Genomic DNA, 16,110 nt, shown 5'->3' with positions numbered 1-16,110 from the left:
TGAGATATGAGATATGAGATATGAGATATGAGATGTGAGATATGAGATATGAGATGTGAGATATGAGATATGAGATGTGAGATATGAGATGTGAGATATGAGATATGAGATATGAGACGTGAGATATGAGACGTGAGATATGAGACAGGAAGCTAACTACTAACTACTAACTACTAAAAAAATGCCTGAAGATTCCATTGACCATATTGACTTTGACAACCTGCGTGAACGGGCGATTTCGCAGCCATTGGTAACGCACCTGTTCACCGCAGATCCATCGGCCCACGTATTTGATGGGAAGATTTACATTTATCCGTCGCACGATGTCGATGCGGGTATCCCTTTTGACGACCTTGGGAGCCACTTCGCGATGGAAGACTACCACGTTTTCTCCATGGATAACGCCCATGCAGCCGTTGTAGACCACGGCATTGCCCTACATGTGCGAGATGTACCCTGGGCAAGCAAACAGTTGTGGGCACCGGATGCAACGGAGAAAGATGGTACATATTACCTTTTCTTCCCGGCCAAAGACCACGAGGGTATCTTCCGTATCGGCGTGGCCACCAGTCCATCGCCCACAGGCCCTTTCACCGCGCAGCCGGAACCCATCCGGCACAGCTTTTCCATCGATCCGGCGGTTTTCAATGATGAAGGCAGCTATTACCTCTACTTCGGCGGGATATGGGGTGGGCAGTTGCAGCGCTGGCGCACAGGAGCATTCCAAGCGGAAGGGGAGGGGCCGCTGGTTCACCTGCCAAAAGATAACGAACCCGCCTTGTGTGCCAAAATGGCCCGGCTCGATGATAGCCTGCTGGAATTTGTCGAAACGCCGGTAGATGTACTTATCCTAGACGAAGCGGGGAAGCCCATCTTGCAGGGTGATAACGAACGCCGCTTCTTTGAAGCGCCATGGGTGCATAAGCATAAGGGTACTTACTATTTCTCGTATTCCACGGGCGACACCCATTACATCTGCTATGCGACCGGCGATAATCCGTATGGACCATTTACCTACCAGGGCCGGATATTGAACCCGGTGGTGGGTTGGACCTCACACCATTCCATCGTTGCCTTCCAGGATAAATGGTATTTGTTCTATCACGATTCCAGCCTTTCCGAAGGGGTAACGCACCTAAGGTCCATGAAGATGACCGAGCTCATCCATGATGAATTGGGTCGTATCCAAACCATCGATCCATATAGCTAACGTTTGGGTCGGTGAGCCGTTTTCTTTAGCTTTGGATCGTCCGACGAAATAACCCAGATGAATTTTGACCCATAACGATTTGGAAATATGGCTGCACGCATGTTTATCTTTCTCGCTCTCCATGCCTTGGTATTACCGGCGCTTGCCGACATCCGGCTCCCACGCCTTGTCAGCAACGGGATGGTGTTGCAACGGGGTGAAGAACTGACGATCTGGGGATGGGCAGACCCTGGCGAGCGGGTGACCGTAACACTCGCCGGCGAAACTGGAAAGGCCGTGACCGCTCCGGATGGGAAGTGGGGCACGGTACTCCCCGCGATAGGCGCTGGGGGGCCGTATACGCTGACCGTTAAAGGGAAGAATACCGTGGTCATCGACGATGTGCTAATAGGTGATGTGTGGCTTTGCAGCGGACAGAGCAACATGGTGCACATGCTGGATATCCACGATGTTACCTATGAAAAAGAGATCGCCGAAGCCGATTTCCCGCAGATCAGGCAATTCCTGGTGCCGACAGCCACTGATCTGGTGTGGCCCCAAGCAGACGTCCGTGGCGGAAGGTGGGAGGAGGCCGTGCGTGAAAAGGTGCGCGATTTTTCCGTAGTAGCTTATTTCTTTGCCCTGCAAATTCACAAAACCCAGGGTGTCCCCATCGGCATTATCAATGCGAGTGTAGGCGGTACGCCCATCGAAGCATGGACCAGCGAGGCTGGGCTGCGCCGGTTCCCCGATGTGATCAATACGGTTCGGCAAAATAAAGATACCGCATACGTACACGCAACGAACAGATCCGCGGCATTGGCCAACAAGCCCGCGCCGTTTGATGATCGGGGCATCACAAGCGAGCCGGAATGGTTCGACACGAACTACATGCCCAGCCGCGGCTGGCGCACCATCAACGTGCCCGGCTATTGGGAAGACCAAGGTGTCCGAGACCTAAACGGTATCGTGTGGTACCGCAAGGAGGTGAAAATCCCCGCCGCGATGGTAGGCAAACCCGCCCGTATATTCCTCGGGCGCATCGTGGACGCCGATGAACTGTATATCAATGGCAAAAAGATTGGCAACACCACGTACATGTATCCACAGCGCCGGTATCACATCGCAGCCGATGTGTTGAAGGCAGGGACGAATGTGTTTGTGGTCAAGGTTACCAACCACCAAGGGAAAGGCGGTTTTGTGCCAGATAAGCCGTACTGTATTTTTGCCGGGGCTGATACCGTGGATCTCAAGGGCACTTGGCACTACAGGGTGGGAGCGGTGTTTGCATCCACAGCCCATCAAGACAAGATACCGACGATAACTATTCAGAACCAGCCCACGGCGCTGTTCAATGCCATGGTTGCCCCAATCGTCGATTACGCAATAAAAGGGGTGTTGTGGTATCAGGGAGAGAGTAACGTAGCACGGCCGGACCTGTATGCCAGTCGCATGCGGGCGCTGATAGCCGACTGGCGTAAGCAGTGGGGTAAGGAGCAGCTGCCGTTCCTGTATGTACAGCTCCCGGGTTTTATGGAATACGATTACCTCCCCTCCGAAAGCAGTTGGGCCGAATTGCGGGAGGCGCAGCGCGAGACCTTGTCCGTACCCCACACGGGGATGGCCGTGGCCATTGATCTGGGCGAATGGAACGATATCCACCCGGAACGGAAAAAGGAAATAGGCGACCGACTGGCACGGCTTGCCCGGGGAATGGTGTACAAGCAGGACATCGTTGCACACGGCCCCATGTATCGCGCCTACCGCAAGGAAGGGAATAGGATTATCCTGTCGTTCGATGGTGTGGGGAGTGGGTTGGAAACAGTTGACGGCGGACCGCTGGCGGAATTTGCCGTGGCCGGGCCTGATGGTGAATTCAGGTGGGCTAGGGCCGAAATCGTAAATGGAGAGGTTGCCGTCTGGAACGACGATGTACCCTAACCGGTACATCTCCGTTACGCATGGGCCGATAACCCCGTAAACCCGAACCTGTGCAATGAAGAAGGGCTTCCCGCCTCACCGTTTGAGGTAAAACTGTCAACTGCCGTCATAACCCATTTGCACGGGCAGTGATTTCGGCAATATCGAGGACCTCCATCTCTTGTTCTTTTTCTTTTGCTTTCACGCCGTCGCGCAGCATGGTCATGCAGAAAGGGCAGGCGGCGGCGATGATTTCTGCCCGTGCCTCGATAGCCTCTTCGACGCGCTCCACGTTGATATCCTTGGTACCTTTTTCGGGTTCCTTAAACATTTGTGCACCCCCTGCGCCGCAACAGAGGCCATTACTCCGGCAGTGCTTCATTTCAACGAGTTGAGCATCTAAACTTTCGAGGGCCTTGCGGGGGGCTTCGTATACGCCATTGCCACGGCCGAGGTAGCAAGGGTCGTGGTAGGTAATGCGCCGACCCTTGAATGATTCGCCGCCTGCGGCTTTCAGCTTCCCTTCATCAATCAGTTGCTGTATCAGTTGGGTGTGGTGGATAACCTCATAGTGTCCACCTAAGTCGGGGTATTCATTTTTTATTGTGTTGAAGCAGTGTGGGCAGGCGGTGACGATTTTTTTCACCTCATAGCCATCCAATACCTGGATGTTTGCCATGGCCTGCATCTGGAAGAGGAACTCATTCCCGGCCCGCTTGGCTGGGTCGCCCGTGCAGCTTTCCTCTGTGCCGAGTATCGCGTATTTGATACCCACATGGTGCAGTATCTTACAGATATCGCGTGTAATGTGTTGCGCACGCTCATCGTAACTACCGGCGCATCCTACCCAGAACAGGATGTCGGCTGTTTCGCCATTAGCCATCAATTCGGCCATCGTTGGTATTTTCAATGTAGTCATTAGTCGTTAGTCATAATTAACCATTAACCATTAACCATTAACCATTAACAATTAACCATTAACCATTAACCATTATTCTTCCAGTCCGCCCGGTCGGCTTGTGCATATTTCCACGGGGCTCCATTATTTTCCACATTACCAAACATCGTGTTGAGACTGGCTGGTGCTTTAGATTCCTCCATTACCGTATAGCGCCGTAGCTCAACGATGATCTCCAGTGGGTTGATGTTTACGGGGCAGGCTTCCACACAGGCATTACATGTGGTACAGGCCCATATTTCCTCGCGGGTAATGTAATCATCTATCAAGGATTTTCCGTCTTCTTGGAAACCTTTGTTCTTTCGGATATTGTCTCCGACCACTACCATCCGGTCGCGCGTATCCATCATGATTTTGCGGGGTGAGAGCAGCTTGCCCGTCATGTTTGCCGGGCACACAGACGTACATCGCCCGCATTCGGTGCAGGTATAGGCGTCGAGCAGGTTTTTCCAGGTCAGGTCCTGCACATCCTTAGCACCAAACCGTGCCGGTGCTTCCGTATCCGCTGGTGTGTAAGTAGGGTCAAGCATTGCCCGCACCTCGGTGGTTACACTGCCCATATTGGTGAAGTGGCCCTTTGGATATAGATTCGAGAAGTACGTGTTCGGGAAAGCCAATATGATATGCAAGTGCTTGGAGTAGGGGAGATAGTTGAGGAAAACAAGTACACCCACGATGTGGAACCACCAGCAACCCCGTTCTATTGTAATGAGCGACGATACGTTCTCGGGCAGCAGCGGAATCAGCCATGTACTCACCGGAAAAGCCCCCGCTTGTGTATAGTTGGCCGCTCCCAGAAACTGCAGTCGATGATCTGCCGCATTCATGGTAAGGAATGCAGCCATCAGTAGTATTTCGGCAATCAGGATGAGGTTTGCATCGGTACGCGGCCATGGTGTCATCTCGGTGCCGAAAAATCGCTTTACGCGGGCGATATTGCGCCGGGCGAGGAAAACCACGCACCCCACCAGTACGGCAAGGGCGAGCCATTCGAAAGCGGCAATCAGGAATGTGTAAAATGCACCCATACCAGCGAAGACCCGGTGGGTGCCGAATAGGCCATCTATGACGATTTCGAGCATCTCGATGTTGATGATGCAGAAACCCAGGTACACACATAGGTGAAGCAATGCGGCAAAGGGACGTTTAAACATTTTCTTTTGGCCAAATGCTACCAGCAGCATGGTTTTAAGCCTTAGAGCTGGTTGGTCGCGCCGCTGTTCAGGCCGCCCTATGCGGATGTTCTGGATAATCTTGCGGGCATTGTAGGCAGCCAATGCAATAGCCGCAAGCAGTACAAACCCGAAAATAACTTGGCTTACCATTAGAAACATGTTTATACATACAGTGACACTGCATTACGAAGGTAAGCAATTCGTAATACTATGCAAGCATAATAAATTATTTAGAGGGATTTTAAGATAGAAGGTTGTGGGTTGTCAAGGAAAAAAAAGCGGAACGTGTGCGACCACACGTTCCGCTTTTTTTTACGGTTATCACCAGTCCCGTGGTTACGGGGTGGAGGTTATACCTAATTTTGTCTTCACATCGGCTGTTAGGTCATCGCCGCCAGCGAAATAAGAGATACCGGGATTGGCAATGTCGAAAACATACGCGTATCCTTTTTCCTTAGCTACGCTCTGTATTGCTGTATTTGCTTTTTGGATAATAGGAGCAAAAAGCTCTTCGTTCTTCCGTTGCAGTTCTTCCTGTGCTACTTGTTGCACTTCATTGATACGGCGTTCTATTTCGCCCAGCTCTACGGTGATTGCTTGTAGTTGGGAGTCGATGGAGTCTTTATTAGCTTCGCTGCGATTGCGCTGCAGGTCTTGTGCCGCAGTTATTTTCTTTTGGTATTCTGCACCCATTTGTTGCAGTTCGCCTTCCTTGGATTTCTGGAGGGTTTCAAACTCCGTTTGGGCTGATTTGAATTCCGGCATATCTTGGATGATTTCATTCGAATTGATATGGCCGATTTTCTGCTGCGCACTTACGAGCCCGGTTGATAAAAACAGCACCGCAACCACCACTGCACCTTTAAACAAATTTTTCATGCTATCCATTTTGATTTTTACTAGTTGTTTCTGGGTTTGATTGTCCCGCTTGTTTGATTATAAGTTTATTGTTTTATCGTTAAAAAAATTTCGCAATGATACGAAATGGATTACTTATCCGCAAGTGAAGGGTCTGGTTTATACCCGAGCCGTGTAATGACGTCGTTGCTTTTATCTAATCTGGGGTTTGCGTAGAGGAAAGTAACCTCACTACCCTTGTCGAGCACAATGTCCAGCCCTTGGTCGGTGGCTATTGTCTGTATGGCTTGGGCCACACGATCTTGTATGGGCTGTACAAGCTTCACCCGCTCTTGGAAGAGGTCACCTTCGAACCCGAATTTCTGCCGTTGGAATTCCCGCGCCTCACGTTCTTTCATTACAATTTCATCTTCCCGCTTGCGGCGCATATCCTCACTGAGTAATACCTGGTCTTCTTGGTATTTTTTGTATAAGTTCTCGATATCAGCGAAGCGGTTGTCTACCTCTTCTTGCCATTGTACCGAAAGGGCATCCAATTGTTTCTGCGCAGCGAGGTATTCGGGGACATGTTTCAATATGTACTCGGTATCCACATAAGCAAACCGCTGGGCCATCGCTGCCGAAGAAGCCACTATCGACAGTACCAATATACCTACTAATTTTTTCATACTCATCATTCTATATGTTGCTAATGGAATACAACAGCTGCAAAAGTAATTCCATTTTTTTAATATCACACATATTTTAATTGAATCCACCCATTTGCTGCATGATGCTGAACGTAAAGTTCTGCCGCCATGTGCTTGACGGGACACCCGGTATCGGGTCGAAGGCATGGCCGTAGTCGATACCCAGTAAGCCGAAAATGGGAAGGAATATACGCGCACCTACCCCTACCGAGCGGCGTACTTTAAACGGATTGAAGTCGCGGAAGTTGTCCCAGGTATTACCCCCTTCGGCAAAAGCCAATACAAAGACCGTGGCTTGGTCGTTCAGCATCACCGGATGGCGCAGCTCCAGTTGGTATTTGTTGTAGATAGGACTGCCTGAGTTGCGCGCAATGGTGACATCAGATCCGTCAGGCACCACCATGCCATTAGCATAGCCGCGCATAGCAATGATTTCAGAACCCTGCAGGAAGTCGAAGCCCATCATACCGTCGCCACCCAACTTGAACCGTTCGAAAGCGGATTGGCCTGTAGCGCCGGTATAAGTACCCAAGAAACCGAATTGTGCTTGCGCTTTCAGTACCAATTTGCCCGTTATTCGGGTATACCATTGCGAATCGAATTTCCACTTATGGTATTCCGTCCATTTATAGCGTTCTTCATCGGGTGCTGTAGGGTAATTGATATTGTTGAACGTAGAATAAGGGGGGGTCACCTGTATGGTCAACCTCAGGTGCGAACCTGAAGTAGGATAAATCGGCTGGTCTACCGAATTGCGGCTAATCTCCTGGGTCAGGTTGATGTTGTACGATTTGCCATTTTCAAATAAGAATCCCGGATAATTCTGCAGCTTGTATTGCTGGAAGCCCAGTGAGTAATTCAGCTGGAAATAGTTGTCGGGCCATTGCAGACGCTTACCAAGGCTTACGGTTACCCCATTCATCCATATTCGGTTCAGTTCACTATCACTCACAATTTGCCGTCCCGTATACCAATCGAACCCACCGTACGAGGATGACGATGTGAAGGCGCTTACACCGAAATAGATGGGCTTCTTACCGCCCAGCCAGGGTTCCGAAAAGGAGAAACTGTATGACTGGTAGCGCTTGCCACTGGTCTGGCCGCGGATACTCAGCTTCTGCCCATCACCCCTCGGCAGTGGTTTCCAGGCACTTTTGTCGAAAAAGTTGCGTGTGGAGAAGTTGTTGAACGAGAGCCCCAAAGTACCAATTACCTGGCCGGCACCAAAACCGCCCGAGAGCTCCACCTGGTCGGCAGGTTTCTCCACCACATTGTATTCGATATCTACCGTTCCTTCGGAGTGGTTGAGGTTGGTGGGTACCGGGTTTGTCTTCTGCTCGTCGAAATTTCCCAACTGGGCAATCTGCCGTGTACTTCGCATCAACAGTTCTTTCGAGAATTTCTGCCCCGGCTTAGTGTGGATTTCGCGCAGCAGCACCCGGTCGTTGGTCACGTCGTTGCCTTTTAGGATGATATTATTGATGGTAAACTGGGCCCCTTCGTAAATGCGTAGATCCAGGTCTATCGTGTCGTTGTAAATCCGGGTTTGAACCGGGTCTACGGTAAACGTCAGGTAGCCGTCGTTGAGGTAAAGGGAAGAAATATCATCGCTGTTGCGTGTGGGGCCCATCAGTTTGGTGTTGAGCTTCTCCTCGCTGAATACCTCACCTTTTTCGATACCCAGGATTACATTCAATATCGAATCCGAATATTTAGCATTGCCTTGCCAAGCAATGTTGCCGAAATAATATTTCGGCCCCTCGTAAAGGTCGATATCGACAATCACGTTCCGGTCATTATGTTTATAGAAGGTATCCCGGAGGATCTCCGCATCGCGGTAGCCGTGCTCATGCATTTTAGCAATCAGGTTATCTTTGGCCTCTTTGTACTTTTCAGCCTTAAATTTACCCGGGCCGGTAATGCGCCACCACGTGCGTTGCCTTACGCCCTTGAAGAATTTGCGGAGCTGCCGCTGTGAGAAATCCTCATTGCCCGTAAAGTTGATGCGGTGTGCACGCACTTTGGGATTGCGTTCTACATTCACCACCAGTATCTGGTTATTTACTTGCGATGAATCCTTTACCGGCGCCATCGTGATTTCGGGATATAAGTAACCCTTTTCGCTCAGGTACCGTGTAATGGTGTTCCTGGTCGTATTCATCAGGTTCTGATTGACGATTTTACCGGTATTTTCGTTGAGCTGTTTCCGTACTTCCTCCGTTTGGGTCTTGCTAAGCCCCTCAATATCAATCCGTGTAAGTCGTGGGCGTTCCACTACGTGGATATTGAAAAAAATGGAATCCCCCTTTACGGCATCCGCGTAGAGCTCCACGTCGTCAAACAGGCCCTGATCCATCAGGTTTTTCACCACGTTTGATGTCGCATCACTGGGCACTTCGATACGTGAGCCAACCACCAATTTGGAAATAGTGATAAGGACGTCGTTGTCCAGGTATTCCGTACCGCTTATCGTCACCCCGCCTATAATGTAGTTTTGTGGATTGAGGTAGCTGAATTCGTCGGAGTTAGCTAAAGGTATCCCGCGTTGTTGGGCTATAGCGCTACCTGCCGCCAATAGGGTTGTAAGTATAAAAAGGGGTATTCGCTTCATCTATCTAATTTATCGCTGCTAAAGTACAGTAAACAGTTGTTAATTTTTGTTAAAAGGTGTTTTTTTGAGATTTCAGACATGAGACACCGGCCATTCGTTATTTCTTTACCAATTGCTCACTTGTCAGTCCGAAGCGCCGTTCCCGGTTTTGATAAGTGGCCAGGGCCTCAAACAGGTCATTCCGTCTGAACTCGGGCCACATTTTATCGGTGAAATATAATTCAGCATACGCCAGTTGCCAAAGCAGGTAATTACTGATACGTTGTTCGCCGCTGGTACGTATCATAAGTTCTGGGTCAGGTATATCGCACGTGGTTAAATGCCGCGCCACCTGGTTTTCGTCGATGTCGTCCGGATTGATCTCACCCGATAGCACCTTTTTGGCCAGCTGCCGCACCGCCTCGGTTATTTCCCACCGCGCGCTATAGCTCAACGCGAGTGTGAGCGTACAATTTGTATTGTTGGCTGTTTTCTGCATCGCCTCATTAAGGCGGGCAAAGCACTTTGTCGGTAGTTGGTTCAGATTGCCGATGGCATTGAGTTTCACGCCATTATCCATCAACGTCTTTGTTTCCTTGTTAATGGTGTTGACGAGCAGCTCCATTAACGCAGATACTTCTAGCTTCGGTCGGTTCCAGTTTTCTGTAGAAAAGGCGTAGAGTGTAAGGTATTTTATGCCGATCTCAACGGCACCCTCTACAGTATCTCGTACGGCTGCCACGCCGTTTCTATGGCCAAATACACGTAATTGCCCCCGTTCCTTTGCCCATCGGCCGTTGCCATCCATAATGATCGCAACATGTTCCGGTAGCTTCGTTTTATCGATCGTGTCCTTGATGTCCATTCTAAATTTGGCGCAAAGTTAAGATTTTTCTGAGGACTTACTGCCATTCGGGGCATCCACCTTTAAAGATGGTGTAGGATAGGGTAATGCCTACGGTCATAAACGAATCGTAGGGTCGGCCATCGCCGCGTTTACTCACATCATCCAGGTAATCGGTAAGCACAAGCCGATACCCCAATTCAACCCCAACGGACCAAGGGCCACGTAGGTTGTATTTAAAACCGGCACCGAAAGGAATTGTAATAGCCTTGTTGTCATACACTACACCTTCGGTTCTATAGTCGCGTAAGTTGATTTCTGGTGTCGCCGGATCTAAAAGGTCATACCATTTGGGCTCAAACACAATCCCACCAACCCCAGCAAAAATATACGGCGTGTACACAATTCGCCCCCGTTGGGGCAACCATTTGAAAAAATTGAAATCCACCAGCAGCGCAGCTTCCATGATCGGACCGAAGAAACCCAGGTTGCGGTCGCGGCGCTGCTGTACCCGCGAGTGCCCATCATACGCGTACGTGTTTGCATACGCGAAGTTCCCGCGGATGCCCCACGTATGGTTCAAATTATACTTCACAAGCGCTCCCACAGACCAATCGTTGAACGCGAATGGGTTTTCCGGATTGATATCGCCCATATATCCAGAAGCACCACCCTGCAACCCCAGTTCCCATTCCTGCCCATTGGCAACGGAGAGCAAAAAAAAGAAACAAACCGAGGTGATTGCTTTAAGCATTTTTGTTGTAAGTCGTAGTCTTTGGTCGTTAGCCTTTAATCTTATGTCTCACGTCTATTGTCTAATATCTTACGTCTATTGTCTCAAACCTAATAATTCCTCGCATCCAATCCCCACAGCAATTTGTTGCGAAGTGTAGCGAAGTAACTGTAATTAGTCAATCGAATCAAGTTCGCTTGGTAATGGGCCTTCCGCACAGTAAGCCGGATATCCGACGAAACGGCCGTGGTCTTCGAATCGCACGACAGCAGGAACTTGCCACTCCGGCTTTCGATGTCGAGCACCAGCTCCACCTCGTCCGAGATCACCATCGGCCTCACGTTGAGGTTATGCGGAGATATGGGTGTAATTACAAAGTTTCCGCTTCCCGGCATTAGGATAGGGCCACCGCAACTCAGTGAGTACGCTGTAGACCCTGTAGGGGTGGCCACGATAATGCCGTCGGCCCAATAGGCATTCAGCAGCTCACCGTTTACATGTGCGTTTATCGTAATCATCGCCGAGCTGTCGGATTTGAAGAGCGTCACATCGTTGAGGGCAAAATGGTTTCCGTCGAATAATTCGGCCTGCGTTGACTCGACCGATACCAGCGTGCGTTTCTGGATATCGTAATCACCCCGAAAGATGGCTTCCATAGACACCTCGATATCATCTTTGCTGATATCTGCTAAAAAGCCAAGCCGCCCGAAGTTGATGCCTGCCACCGGGATACCTGAATCGGCTACAATAGACACCGCTGCCAGCATCGTGCCATCGCCCCCGAGGCTGAGCATGAAGCCTACATCGGCTGGCAGCCCTTCTTTAGCTACAAAGGTGTTTAGATTAGGTGGATATACCACCCGTTGTTCGTTGAGGAAATCGCGGAACCCGCCATAAATCCACAGCTCTGCACCTTTTGCAGCCAGCGAATCGAATAAATGCTGTACATAGGGAATAACCGACGGGTGGAATTCCCTCCCGTAAACCGCTATCTTCATACTACATATTAATATAGTTCATCAGTTGCTCATAGCGGTCGCGTGAGTTGTCGCGGCTATTTTCGTCGTTGTATGTTGATTTGATTGTGTAATCGTGCCGTAAGAATGCAGCAACGATGGATGAAATGTCTGTGGTATTGACCTTGATGGTCACCTCCAAGCGGGAGGAGTCGGCAAACATACGCACATACGAACTGAGTATCTGCGTGTTTTCTGCTTCAACAATATGGGCTATGTGCGATAAAGCATTGTCGCGGTTGCCCATCTCCAGGATGATAATCCCCCCCGGGTGGTTCACAGACATGGTTTGCCCCAATGCATCCACCAGGTCTAGCGGGGTCAGTGCCCCCAGATACGTGTGCTCTTCATCCAGCACCGGCAACAGATCGATACCATGTACCTGAAAGAAGAGCACCGCATCGTAGATATGCTGGGTGTCGAATAGATGCACATGCTGGTAGGTAACCTCCAGTTTTTCTATCGGTGTGTCCACATGTTCTCTCCCAGCCAGCGATTCATAGGAAACTAGCCCCAGAAAAAGTTCGTTTTTTACTACGGGTAAGTGTGCTAACCGCCAATCGGCCATCTTGTCCAAAATCTGGCGTTTGCTTTCCAATGGCGTTACCGCGTAGTTGTGGTCGGTTATGACTTGGCCTATATTCATGATTGTTGTTCCACCTCCTTATCTTAATTAAACGATTGAAAACTCCAATCGTTTAAAATAATTCCATCCACTTGCCAAAAATAGTGGCTTTTACCGATTTCAACGACTAATTTAATTTTTTTTATTGAATTGTGCCGCATCCCGAATAAACACGCAACAATATCGGAACTTTTGCTACTTTTGGCTGCTATAATAAGGCGCCTGCAAAAGCCTGGTGCCCGTTTTTGAAGAGAGGATTGTTTTGGGAAACAACGACAAATATATTGTCATCCGTGATGTCATCCGGAAGAAAAACCCGCGATTATTGCGCTGGATGCCCCGATTCATATTGCGCTACATCGAGCGGGTGGTGCACGAAGACGACATCAACCGTGTAATGGACAACATAGGCCATTTACACGGGCTGGAGTTTGTGGATGCGCTGATCGGTGAGCTCGGGGTTATCGTTGAACTGACCGGTGAGGAACACATCCCGCGGACCGGTGGTGTTATTTTCGCATCCAACCATCCGTTAGGAGGCTTGGATGGTGTGGCTTTCATGCATTCACTGGGCAAATACCGGCAGGATATCAAGTTTCTTGTGAATGATATCCTGTTGAATATAAAGAATTTGCAGCCGTTGTTTGTAGGTGTTAATAAGCACGGTGTGCAAGGGCGGCAAGGTATGCGGCAGATCGAAGAGGCCTATGCGCAAGACCAAGCACTGTTGGTTTTCCCGGCCGGGCTGGTATCGCGCAAGCGCAACGGTAAAATCGAAGACCTCGAATGGAAGAAAAGCTTTATCGTTAAAGCCAAGAAATACCACCGTGATATCATACCCGTATATATTGATGGGAAAAATTCCAGCTTTTTTTATAATTTCGCTCGCTTACGGGAAACAATTGGTATCAAAACCAACGTAGAGATGTTTTACCTTGCCGACGAGATGTTCAAACAGAAAAACAAAAAAGTGACCATCCGCATAGGAAAACCAATATCTTATACTTATTTTGACAGCTCTAAAAGTGAAAAGGAGTGGGCTGCTGAGGTTAAACGTGTGGTATACAAATTAGCTCCTGAAAACTAACTATATGCAAGAGATCATAGCACCTGTTGACCGGGATTTAATCAAAAAGGAGCTTACGCAAGAGGCATTTATCCGCTATACCAATAATGGCGATAATGAGATTTATTTAGTGAATTACCGCTATGCGCCGCATACGTTAAACGAAATCGGGAGGTTGAGGGAGCTTACCTTCCGTGCCGCTGGCGGCGGTACGGGCATGGCGCTGGATCTCGACGAAAACGATACCGAGGCAGACGCATACGACCAGCTGATTGCATGGAACCCCGAAGATGAAGAGATCATCGCCGGCTATCGGTTGATCAAATGTAAAGACGTGGGGGTAAACAGCCATGGTGATATCAATCTGTCTACAGCCCATTATTTCCATTTCTCACCCAAGTTCATCGAAGAATACCTACCTTACACTATCGAATTGGGCCGCTCTTTTGTGCAGCCCAAATATCAACCGGGTAAGGACAACCGGAAGGGGCTGTTTTCGTTGGATAACCTGTGGGATGGGCTAGGGGCAATAGTGAAGCTCAACCCCGACGTGAAATACCTGTTTGGGAAGGTTACCATGTACCCGCATTATAACCGGGAAGCCCGCGACCTTCTTATTTACTTTATGCATCATTATTTTCCCGATCGTGAGCAGCTGGTATGGCCCATCAAGCCCTTGGGTTATTTCAATGACGTTGCTACATTCAGCCATGTGTTCGACGGTCTGGACTATAAAGAAGGATATAAGCTGTTGAACAGCCGCGTACGGGCGCTGGGCGAAAATATTCCGCCGCTTATCAATACGTATATGAACCTCTCGTCAACGATGATGACATTCGGTACCGCCATTAATGACGAGTTTGGCACCGTTGAGGAAACAGGCATCTTGATTACGATCGATGATATTTTCGAAAGTAAAAAAGAACGCCATATTTCCACTTATGAGCGGGACAAAGGTTTTGGTAGCCGCCATCTAACTTCCGGCTAGCAGGGCCTTGGCAATTGCCGATATGGTCTTGCCGTCGGCTCTTCCGGCAAGCCGTTGGTTGGCCAGTCCCATCACCTTACCCATCTCTTTGGGACCGGATGCGCCGGTTTCGGCTATTACCTGTTTCACTATTTCTTCTACCTCCGCTTGGCTGAGCTGCTTGGGCAGGAACTCTTCGATTACGGCCAACTCCTCCATTTCTATGGTGTACAGGTCGTTCCGGTTTTGCTGCTGATAGATTTCGGCTGACTCCCGGCGCTGTTTTGCCAGTTTCTGCAATACGGTGATTTCGGCAGCTTCCGTAAGGGCCTCAGCGGGGCCTTTTTCGGTTTTTGCCAGTAGGATGGCTGCCTTGATGGCGCGCAGACCGCGCAGGCGGCTATTGTCTTTGGCCAGCATGGCCGATTTGATTGCTTGGTCTATCTTGTCTTGTAAAGCCATTTGCATTGATTTTTTCGAGCCTCAAAGATAATAAAAGTTGCCTCTTTGGGCCTTTTTTTTATTTCGGGCAATTATAGTTGCATATCAAAACAACTTTATCTAAGTTTGGCAGCAAATTGTTATTTAACATGGCAACGACAACAGAAAAGAGGCCTGCACGGCAAACAATAAACAACGCAAACGAAACCCGCCACTATGTAACGCTAGCTATAGCCGTTGTAATTGGCATGACGGGTGTGTTCTTGCGCTACCTCCAAGACTCTACTTTGCTTTCGGCTATTTCATGGGTTTTGCTCGCCATCGGATGGCTTATCGTATTCCGTGTGGTGTTCCGGATTATGAAATAAAATATCACAGCCCTTTCTCCGTTTACAACCCCTCGCAGTTTATCTAACTGTTGATGTAACTTTCCAATTGGGAAATGGTTTGCTGTTGGTCTTCCATGATCGACTTGACCAAATCACCGATGGAGATGATGCCGACCACGGTACCTTCGCTTATTACGGGTAAGTGCCTGAAGTGATTGTTGGTCATCAGCTGCATACACTCATCGATCAGTTCGTCCGGCGAGATGGTATGTGGCTCCCGGGTCATCACCTCGTGTATGGCCGTGTCTTTCGATGATTTTCCCTGCAGAATAATTTTCCGGGCGTAATCCCGTTCCGTAAAAATCCCTGCCAGTTTCCCGTCATCGATAACGAGCAAGGCACTGATGTTTTTTTCCATCATGATTTTCAACGCCTCCAATACGGAGACGTGCTGGCCAACTGAATGAACGGCAGCTGGTTTCTTGTGGAGAATGTGCTTAACGGTCTTCATGATTATTGCTTTTTATAGTGAGTAGCTATGTCAATCAGCTAAATCGCTGCATGAATTACGTATACGGCAACTAACGGTTACAATCGGTGCTTTCGCAAGTACACGATAAAGATAACACTAATCTACAAGAAAACCTAATTATCCGCCCAATCCCCAGGGATTTCGCTTTTAAAGTTTTAGCACCTTTTCACGGTATTTG

General features: G+C 49.2%; 16 protein-coding genes. 5 read left to right on the top strand and 11 right to left on the bottom strand.

The annotated features are described in order from the left end of the window. Nucleotides 1–181 precede the first annotated feature (181 nt). Together NGM62_RS12605 and NGM62_RS12600 are read left to right on the top strand one after the other, a co-directional pair. On the top strand, nucleotides 182–1,210 hold the full coding sequence (locus NGM62_RS12605; protein WP_262248434.1) for a glycoside hydrolase family 43 protein: 1,029 nt from the start codon (nucleotides 182–184) through the stop codon (nucleotides 1,208–1,210). An 87-nt stretch (nucleotides 1,211–1,297) separates the two neighbouring features. Further along, a complete protein-coding gene (locus NGM62_RS12600) occupies nucleotides 1,298–3,130 on the top strand; it encodes a sialate O-acetylesterase (RefSeq protein WP_262248433.1) in 1,833 nt (610 codons plus the stop codon). A 106-nt stretch (nucleotides 3,131–3,236) separates the two neighbouring features. Here NGM62_RS12600 and NGM62_RS12595 read toward each other — a convergent pair whose 3' ends face one another. The 9 genes from NGM62_RS12595 to NGM62_RS12555 form a co-directional block, all read right to left on the bottom strand. Beyond that, nucleotides 3,237–4,028: a (Fe-S)-binding protein gene (locus NGM62_RS12595; protein ID WP_262248431.1), complete on the bottom strand. Its 792-nt coding sequence runs from the start codon at nucleotides 4,026–4,028 to the stop codon at nucleotides 3,237–3,239. Nucleotides 4,029–4,093: 65 nt separating this feature from the next. Beyond that, nucleotides 4,094–5,392, bottom strand: a complete 1,299-nt coding sequence (locus tag NGM62_RS12590; protein ID WP_262248430.1) for a (Fe-S)-binding protein — start codon at nucleotides 5,390–5,392, stop codon at nucleotides 4,094–4,096. A gap of 186 nt (nucleotides 5,393–5,578) precedes the next feature. Further along, nucleotides 5,579–6,121: an OmpH family outer membrane protein gene (locus tag NGM62_RS12585; protein ID WP_262248429.1), complete on the bottom strand. Its 543-nt coding sequence runs from the start codon at nucleotides 6,119–6,121 to the stop codon at nucleotides 5,579–5,581. A 110-nt stretch (nucleotides 6,122–6,231) separates the two neighbouring features. Then, complete coding sequence (locus NGM62_RS12580) at nucleotides 6,232–6,768, bottom strand: OmpH family outer membrane protein (protein WP_262248427.1); 537 nt, start codon at nucleotides 6,766–6,768, stop codon at nucleotides 6,232–6,234. A gap of 76 nt (nucleotides 6,769–6,844) precedes the next feature. Then, on the bottom strand, nucleotides 6,845–9,400 hold the full coding sequence (gene bamA, locus NGM62_RS12575; RefSeq protein ID WP_262248426.1) for an outer membrane protein assembly factor BamA: 2,556 nt from the start codon (nucleotides 9,398–9,400) through the stop codon (nucleotides 6,845–6,847). Between the two features lie 97 nt (nucleotides 9,401–9,497). Further along, the gene (locus NGM62_RS12570) at nucleotides 9,498–10,244 is read right to left on the bottom strand and encodes an isoprenyl transferase (RefSeq protein ID WP_262248425.1); all 747 of its coding nucleotides are present in this window, start codon (nucleotides 10,242–10,244) and stop codon (nucleotides 9,498–9,500) included. Nucleotides 10,245–10,281: 37 nt separating this feature from the next. Continuing rightward, complete coding sequence (gene porG, locus NGM62_RS12565; RefSeq protein ID WP_262248423.1) at nucleotides 10,282–10,977, bottom strand: type IX secretion system protein PorG; 696 nt, start codon at nucleotides 10,975–10,977, stop codon at nucleotides 10,282–10,284. An 89-nt stretch (nucleotides 10,978–11,066) separates the two neighbouring features. Continuing rightward, a complete protein-coding gene (locus NGM62_RS12560; protein ID WP_262248421.1) occupies nucleotides 11,067–11,954 on the bottom strand; it encodes an NAD kinase in 888 nt (295 codons plus the stop codon). Nucleotide 11,955: 1 nt separating this feature from the next. Further along, nucleotides 11,956–12,618 carry a CBS domain-containing protein gene (locus NGM62_RS12555; protein ID WP_262248420.1) on the bottom strand — a complete coding sequence of 221 codons (663 nt, stop codon included), beginning with the start codon at nucleotides 12,616–12,618 and terminating at the stop codon, nucleotides 11,956–11,958. 241 nt (nucleotides 12,619–12,859) lie between these two features. Between NGM62_RS12555 and NGM62_RS12550 the strand changes: the two genes are divergently transcribed. Both NGM62_RS12550 and NGM62_RS12545 read left to right on the top strand, forming a co-directional pair. Beyond that, entirely contained in the window at nucleotides 12,860–13,684 is an 825-nt protein-coding gene (locus tag NGM62_RS12550; protein ID WP_262248419.1) for a 1-acyl-sn-glycerol-3-phosphate acyltransferase, read from the top strand. 4 nt (nucleotides 13,685–13,688) lie between these two features. After that, nucleotides 13,689–14,651: a GNAT family N-acetyltransferase gene (locus NGM62_RS12545; protein WP_262248418.1), complete on the top strand. Its 963-nt coding sequence runs from the start codon at nucleotides 13,689–13,691 to the stop codon at nucleotides 14,649–14,651. Here the strand turns inward: NGM62_RS12545 and NGM62_RS12540 are convergent. Then, nucleotides 14,637–15,092 (bottom strand): GatB/YqeY domain-containing protein, encoded by a 456-nt coding sequence (locus NGM62_RS12540; protein WP_262248416.1) that lies wholly within the window; start codon nucleotides 15,090–15,092, stop codon nucleotides 14,637–14,639. The genes NGM62_RS12545 and NGM62_RS12540 overlap by 15 nt on opposite strands. A 128-nt stretch (nucleotides 15,093–15,220) precedes the next feature. Between NGM62_RS12540 and NGM62_RS12535 the strand changes: the two genes are divergently transcribed. Next, a complete protein-coding gene (locus NGM62_RS12535) occupies nucleotides 15,221–15,439 on the top strand; it encodes a hypothetical protein (RefSeq protein ID WP_262248414.1) in 219 nt (72 codons plus the stop codon). 43 nt (nucleotides 15,440–15,482) lie between these two features. Here NGM62_RS12535 and NGM62_RS12530 read toward each other — a convergent pair whose 3' ends face one another. Beyond that, nucleotides 15,483–15,911, bottom strand: a complete 429-nt coding sequence (locus NGM62_RS12530; RefSeq protein ID WP_262248412.1) for a CBS domain-containing protein — start codon at nucleotides 15,909–15,911, stop codon at nucleotides 15,483–15,485. Nucleotides 15,912–16,110: the final 199 nt, after the last annotated feature.

Source organism: Parapedobacter soli (assembly GCF_025460835.1).
GTDB classification, from domain to species: Bacteria; Bacteroidota; Bacteroidia; order Sphingobacteriales; family Sphingobacteriaceae; genus Parapedobacter; species Parapedobacter soli.
The sequence above is the reverse complement of the archived record's forward strand: the minus strand, read 5'-3'. Positions and strand labels throughout refer to the sequence as shown.